Raw genomic sequence first — 6,590 nt, forward strand, 5'->3', positions numbered from 1 at the left:
TGGATGCTCTTTTTTCATTCACTTGATAGGTGAAAAGCAATATACTGTTAAAACACAGTAACTATGCGGCTTTCAGCCGGTTTCACGGCTGTTCCGCGAATAATCTAGGTTTAATTTTTACGAATACAGTATAAAATATTTTTTTATAGTTTTTCCAGTAATTAACAAAAAAAATTTGATTGTATTTAAAAACATACAATTTTCACACTTTTTTCACATTTTCTGCTTTTTTACGCTAAAACAACGCAGAATTATGCAAACATTTTCGCTAAATTTTCACGTATTATTGTCGAAGTTACTCTGCTATGCTAAAATATTTCCAGCAATATATATCAGGAAAGAGGCGATTACATTGAACATTGAAGATTCCTGTATTTCCTGCATTGACACCGACTGGTCCTACCAGCTTGCCAAACGCATGGAAAAAGAGAAAACAAACCCTATTCTGGGCTATCGTACCGCAGGTTCCAATGCCGAAACAGCTACAGGAGATATGTTATATAAGGAAATGAAAGCTATCGGACTTACCGATGTAACCAAAGATACATTTACACTGGACGGTTGGGAATTCGAGAAAGCAGTTCTGAAATTTACAGATGAGGACGGACAGGAGTACTCCTTCCAGATGGGCGGATATCAGACAAATTTCGAGACAGACGGCCTTCAGGATTACGAACTTGTTTATCTTGGAAAGGGAACTGCCGCTGATTACGAAGGCGTAAATGTTAAAGGAAAGCTGGTTATGGTAGAGATCAACCAGCGTGATGAATGGTGGATCAGTTTTCCGGTTTATCAGGCTTATCTGCGCGGTGCTGCTGCCCTGATCGCAGTTCAGGCAAACGGCTACGGAGAAATCGCAGAAACTGCACTGAATGCACAGGATATCGCAGGCCCGGATTTTGCACCAGCCTTCTCTCTGTCCCAGGCAGATGCACGGATCCTGAAGAATGCACTGCTGAAAAAACTGGATCACGCAGGAAATACTCAGGAAACAGATCCTGATTTATTACGAAAGCTCTCTTTGAAGGTATCTCTCGATGCCCGTTCCAGAGTTATTCCGGACACAAAAGCCAGCAATATCGTAGGTAAAATACAAGGTACTGAGACAGACTCTATGATTCTATTATCCGCCCACTATGATTCCTATTTCGACGGATTTCAGGACGACAATGCAGCGATCGCCATGATGCTCGGCATCGCCCGCGCACTGATAAGAGGCGGTTATAAACCTGCCCACACCATCGTCTTCTGTGCAATGGCAGCCGAAGAATGGGGAATCATTGATTCTAAATATGACTGGTCCACCGGAGCCTATAATCAGGTATTCCGTGTACATCCGGACTGGCAGGGAAAAGTGATCGCAGACCTGAACTTCGAGCTTCCTGCACATGCACACAATACACAGGATGCCATCCGCTGTACCTACGAATATGCAGATTTCATCAGACAATTTACAAACAGCCTGTCTGTCCCGAAAGAAGCATATCCAGACGGAATTACTGTCCTCGCTCCGATCGAGACATGGTCCGACGATTTCTCTATGGCGATCGCAGGTATCCCGTCCACAGTCAATGATTTCAGTGCCGGTCCATTCATGCAGAATTATTACCATTCTCAGTATGACAACCAGGATGTTTACCAGGAAGCTGTCTATCAGTTCCATCATGAATGCTATCTGAAACTGATCATGGCCATTGACAGACTTGTCCTGCCGCCGATGAATTTCAGCAATACCATGAATGCAGCCGCAGACAGTATCCACGAAAACGCACTCTCATTTGCTGATCCGGAGCAGACGATTCTGCTTAATAATCTGCAGACAGTTTCTGTTTCTGCGGAGCATATTTATAAAAAAATCTGCCAGATCAACGCTGAATATGCAGAACTTTCCAACTCCGAAGCCCGCACTGCTTTCCGTCATAAATGGGAACCTGCAGGACTGGAACTGCTGAAGATTTTCCGCAAGGCACAGGATTATCTGGTACGCCTCAACTGGCAGGACGAAGTAATTTTTCCACAGGAAGCTGCTTCCAAAAACATCCAGCAGCTGGAAAAAGCCAGCCAGGCTTTATCTGAAGGAAATATCGTAGATGCCCTGAAAGCACTCTACCGTGTAGACAATAATATGTACGCATTCCTTTTCGATGAAGAAGTCTACTACCACTTCACCGAATACATCCTTCACCAGCCAAAAGACCGCCTGATGTGGGGTGCCGGACGTATCATGCATCACGAAAACCTCTACGGGATCGTGCAGAAACTGAAACAGCGCATGGAAGAAAATTCCCCTGAACTTGACGGTGAAATCCGCCGTCTGGAGGCTGCCCTGCGCAGACAGAAAGCCTATTATAAGGATGATATCCGTTATCTAAATAACTCCGTGAACAAACTGTCGATAATGTTAGATAACGTTTACAGCAACCTGCTTTCTATCTGATACTATTAATAGTGAATTCCGCCTGCTTTTTTATCCTCCTGACGGAGAGCCCTGTTATTTAATCAGACGGATATTCCCCTTACGATTCAATACTTACCTGATCTAAGTCAAGCGAATATCGCAATCCGCTTCACTACTTATTGCTCTTCGCAATTGAAGCAGGAGACTTACTTGATTCGGTTAAATACATTTACAGTTTAATATCTTTGGGGACTCTCCAATCATTCGAAGTGTCCCCGACAATAAATAAGGAGATTACTACATACCATGGAAAGTGATAATTTGTACAGAGTACAGGAAGAAGATTTACCACGATTACAGAAACTGTTAACCGTCTGTTTCGCACAGGATCCTCTGTATCATACCCTGATCCCTGATGATGACACCAGAGAAAGACTTCTGCCGGAATTATTTTCCTGCGATCTGACCGAGTTCTTTCAGACATGTGAGATTTACTCAGACAGCAGTGAATTGAACAGCATTCTGGTTGTCTCTGATGAAAGTGAACCTTACAATGTTCTGCAGTATTGTCTCACTGAGGCCAAAGCGACCCTTACTACAGACGGATGTCTCATTAAGGAAGATCCAAGCCTCAAAACCTTCTGGAATTTCATTCAGGGAAAAGATTATCTGAACTCCAGCTGGACCGACCAGCTTCATCAGACCGATCGCCTGCATGTGATCTACCTTGCAGTTGATCCCGACCACCAGCATCATGGTCTCGCCGAAATCCTGATGGACGAAGTGATCAATTACGCCCAGCAACATAAAATGTTGATTTCTCTGGAAACCCACAATCCCAACAATGTTCCTATTTATAAACATTTTGGATTTAAAACTTATGGAATTGTGGAAAAGCATCACTTTGGGCTGAAACAATACTGCATGATCAGAGAAGCAACTGTATAAATACTGATTTCCTGACTATATTTTGTTTCACCTGTTACTAATTCACTGCTGTCACAAGATAAATTAACTGATTTTTTACTTGAATTTTTGTATACTTCTACACCTAGTAATCCTACTGTTTTTATATTAGAATAATACTAAGGTCTGCAATCCAAAAATTATTATTTAATAACAGATTTTTAATAAAAATAATATCTTTGTGACCCCATCATATCCCTGTACCATGTGTACTTTAGCAGTTACTGGTCACGGAATGATCAGTAATGTTTATTACCTCATCGGTAGGTACACATCATATCACTAATAAGGAGGACATAACAAATGGTACGAAATGCAATGAGCGCAACAGAGTTTTATATTTTACAATATTTATGGACCAGAGAAACACCTGCAACTTTTTCTGAAATCATGGTACACTTTAACGAAACAGAACATAAGGAATGGAAGAAACAGACTGTAAATACTTTTCTTTCCCGTTTATCACAGAAAGGATTCTTAAACATTGATAAGAGCGGAAAGAGAGCCATTTACATCCCATCTGTCACAGAAAAGAAGTTCTATGAACAGTATGCCCAGGATATCATTAAAGATTCCTATCAGGGTTCTCTCAAGAATTTTGTCTGCGCTTTCACTGCCGGACATAAATTAACAGCAGCTGAGAAGGATGAACTGTTAAATTATATTAAAACTCTCTAAAGCATTCTGATCTAACTAATCTTATTTGCTCATTATATAAGGGACTGTCAATTGGCAGTCCCTTGTTTATTTTCATATTCTTCTACATTGTCCAATGTAACTTTATGATACGGTGTCCGTACATATTTCCCATTAAGCAACGGAATCTCATCTTTTTCTCCATTTGTGGCGATCACAAAGGCAAGATTCAACATTTCCTGTGCCTGTCCTTCTTTATCATTATAGACAGTTCCAAGCATCTCTCCGTTTTTTACTGCATTCAATCCTACATCCGTGCCATCAATCCCTACTACACCAGGCCACTCCTCTTTTGGAATCTGAGATGCCTTTAATGCATCAATAGCGCCCAGTGCCATATCATCATTATTAGCAATGATCAATTCGATCTTATTATCAAACTGAGTCAGCATTGCAGCGGTTTTTGTCTGAGCCTGTGCTCTGTTCCAGTTGGCAATGGCATATCCCAGTTTTTCCGTCTCTACCCCCTTCTCAACCATAGTGTTTACAGAATATTCAGTACGTACAATGGAATCCTGATGTCCGGCTTCTCCCTCAAGCACCACATACTGACAGATACCATCGCCATTTTTGTCCATAGAAGAATTTGTCTTAAACGCATCTGCTGCCAGTTCCCCCTCCAGAGTTCCCGACTCTGAAGCATCTGCCCCCACATAATACAGTTCCGCCCAGCGTTCCAGATCCTCTGCGACCAGTTCACGGTTAAAAAATATAATGGGAACATGATTATTCTCTGCAAGATCCGTAATCGTAGTGGGCTCTGTACGGTCTACCAGATTTACACATATCACATCGCATCCTTTATCAATCAGACTTTTAACCTGCTCATTCTGCGTCAGCTGACTCTGAGAAGCATCCATATATTACGGTCCCTGTAGTTCTCCTGCACATATTCCATAGCCTTAGACACAAAGGATTTTGTACTTGCCTGGCGTTCCTGCTGAACAGTTTCCTGCAGCTTTTCCCCAATCTTCAGAAGCCACTGTTCTAACTCCTCCGGTGATTCCATCTGCATGCATCGCTCAAAGACTTCTCCCTTTTCACCATAGAATTCTGTAATATCCAACTGATTATTTGTACAGAATCTGAAAATCTCTGTGATCAGACCCATGATAAAAATCTGATATTTCTGCATGGTGGTTCCATCTTCTACAAATCTATGGATGCACTGACCGATTTCTTCTTCCAGTTCCTCCCTGCTTCCCATTCGGATTTTCTTCAGAATTTTCTGGATCTCCTGTTCTTCCCAGCGTTCGTCTGCATTCTCCATAGGATCGATCTCTGCTATATTGATAGCCCGTGTATTCCCATAAAGCACACGATAGGAAACCGCACTTCTTGCACCCTGCCAGGACTGGCGGATATCCGGAAGATTATTACATACATATCCAATTCCTGCAGTCACTGCCGCTTCACAGACATGCTTTGCCAGACGGCATAACTGATCCATAAAGTCTGTAAATGCATTGATCTGATCCTGCCGTTCCAGCTGTGTGATCACCACAATGTCTCCCAGATACATCAGGATTCTGGATTTCCATTCATCCTCCATATGCTCTTCCACCAGTTTTTTTACGGATACCCCCAACAGGAATGTATTCATATTCTGTGAAATATCTGTCGCACTGATATGTAAAATGGATACCACATAATATGGTCCTGTCAGACTGATCTGATAATCATCAAGATATCGCTCAATCTCATCCTCTGGAATTCTGCCGTCGATCAGAGAAGTATAAAAGTTCTCCTGAAGAATCGGAAGACTTTCCATGTAATATTCCCGCAGCTTATCTACGTTTCTTTTTTCATCCATCTCCCGGTCAATTTTCTCACGTATTCTTCCGAATACTTCTTTCAGATTTCCGGCATCAATAGGTTTGAGAATATATTCCTCTACCTCAATCTGGATCGCTTCTTTTGCATATTCAAATTCATCAAATCCTGAGAATATAATAATCTTTACTGTGCGGTAAAGTTCCTTGAGTTTACGGCTGAGAGTCAGTCCGTCCATATATGGCATCTTAATATCTGTCATCACCACATCCGGCTGCAGTTCTTCTGCCATTTCCAAAGCTTCCACACCGTTGTGTGCATAGCCTGCGATCTGAAACCCCATGCTCTCCCAATCCATCTTCTTCATAATAATCTGGATAACGTCCTCCTCGTCATCCACAAGCAGTACTGAATACTTCTCCATATTTATACCCTGTCTCTAAATTTCTGTTTTTATTTATTCATACGGCAAAGTTTATCGGCCAAATTAATTCTTAATTCCGCTTCTTCCTGTCTTTTTAAGTAAAATAACTATTTTTTCTTACGTGAACCCGTATCCCCATATTTGTCATTCATTCTCTTCCAGAGGATACCAAAGATCACAAACCAGATTATAATTTCTGCAACTGCCGCATAAGTATTAAAATACTAAGACTTCCCATACCCAAAATGGGCTTTGCACCATGAAAATTCAATATTTCAGCTAACAAAATAACGATTTATGCCACCTTAACCTGTGGATGAAGCGCATTGCGCA

General features: G+C 41.7%; 5 protein-coding genes. 3 read left to right on the top strand and 2 right to left on the bottom strand.

The genetic code is table 11. From position 1 onward, the window contains the following. Positions 1-418: 418 nt before the first annotated feature. The 3 genes from ACTNES_RS18545 (at position 419) to ACTNES_RS18555 (ending at position 4,042) form a co-directional block, all read left to right on the top strand. Positions 419-2,437 carry a M28 family peptidase gene (locus ACTNES_RS18545; protein ID WP_441040343.1) on the top strand — a complete coding sequence of 673 codons (2,019 nt, stop codon included), beginning with the start codon at positions 419-421 and terminating at the stop codon, positions 2,435-2,437. Between the two features lie 267 nt (positions 2,438-2,704). Beyond that, entirely contained in the window at positions 2,705-3,346 is a 642-nt protein-coding gene (locus tag ACTNES_RS18550) for a GNAT family N-acetyltransferase (protein ID WP_291810569.1), read from the top strand. Between the two features lie 321 nt (positions 3,347-3,667). Continuing rightward, the gene (locus ACTNES_RS18555; RefSeq protein ID WP_291810565.1) at positions 3,668-4,042 is read left to right on the top strand and encodes a BlaI/MecI/CopY family transcriptional regulator; all 375 of its coding nucleotides are present in this window, start codon (positions 3,668-3,670) and stop codon (positions 4,040-4,042) included. 47 nt (positions 4,043-4,089) lie between these two features. Here the strand turns inward: ACTNES_RS18555 and ACTNES_RS18560 are convergent, their stop codons facing one another. Both ACTNES_RS18560 and ACTNES_RS18565 read right to left on the bottom strand, forming a co-directional pair. Continuing rightward, complete coding sequence (locus tag ACTNES_RS18560; RefSeq protein ID WP_291817305.1) at positions 4,090-4,920, bottom strand: galactose ABC transporter substrate-binding protein; 831 nt, start codon at positions 4,918-4,920, stop codon at positions 4,090-4,092. Continuing rightward, entirely contained in the window at positions 4,896-6,257 is a 1,362-nt protein-coding gene (locus ACTNES_RS18565; protein WP_441040342.1) for a response regulator, read from the bottom strand. The genes ACTNES_RS18560 and ACTNES_RS18565 overlap by 25 nt, the downstream gene beginning before the upstream one ends. Between the last annotated feature and the right edge of the window lie 333 nt (positions 6,258-6,590).

This window comes from Blautia sp. HCP3S3_D9, assembly GCF_052063845.1.
In the GTDB taxonomy this organism is placed as follows: Bacteria; Bacillota; Clostridia; order Lachnospirales; family Lachnospiraceae; genus Blautia_A.

Bases quoted from the DNA above. Each gene is read 5' to 3' on its own strand.
- ACTNES_RS18545 (WP_441040343.1), top strand. From the start codon at position 419: ATGGAAAAAGAGAAAACAAACCCTATTCTGGGCTATCGTACCGCAGGT.
- ACTNES_RS18550 (WP_291810569.1), top strand. From the start codon at position 2,705: ATGGAAAGTGATAATTTGTACAGAGTACAGGAAGAAGATTTACCACGA.
- ACTNES_RS18555 (WP_291810565.1), top strand. From the start codon at position 3,668: ATGGTACGAAATGCAATGAGCGCAACAGAGTTTTATATTTTACAATAT.
- ACTNES_RS18560 (WP_291817305.1), bottom strand. From the start codon at position 4,920: ATGGATGCTTCTCAGAGTCAGCTGACGCAGAATGAGCAGGTTAAAAGT.
- ACTNES_RS18565 (WP_441040342.1), bottom strand. From the start codon at position 6,257: ATGGAGAAGTATTCAGTACTGCTTGTGGATGACGAGGAGGACGTTATC.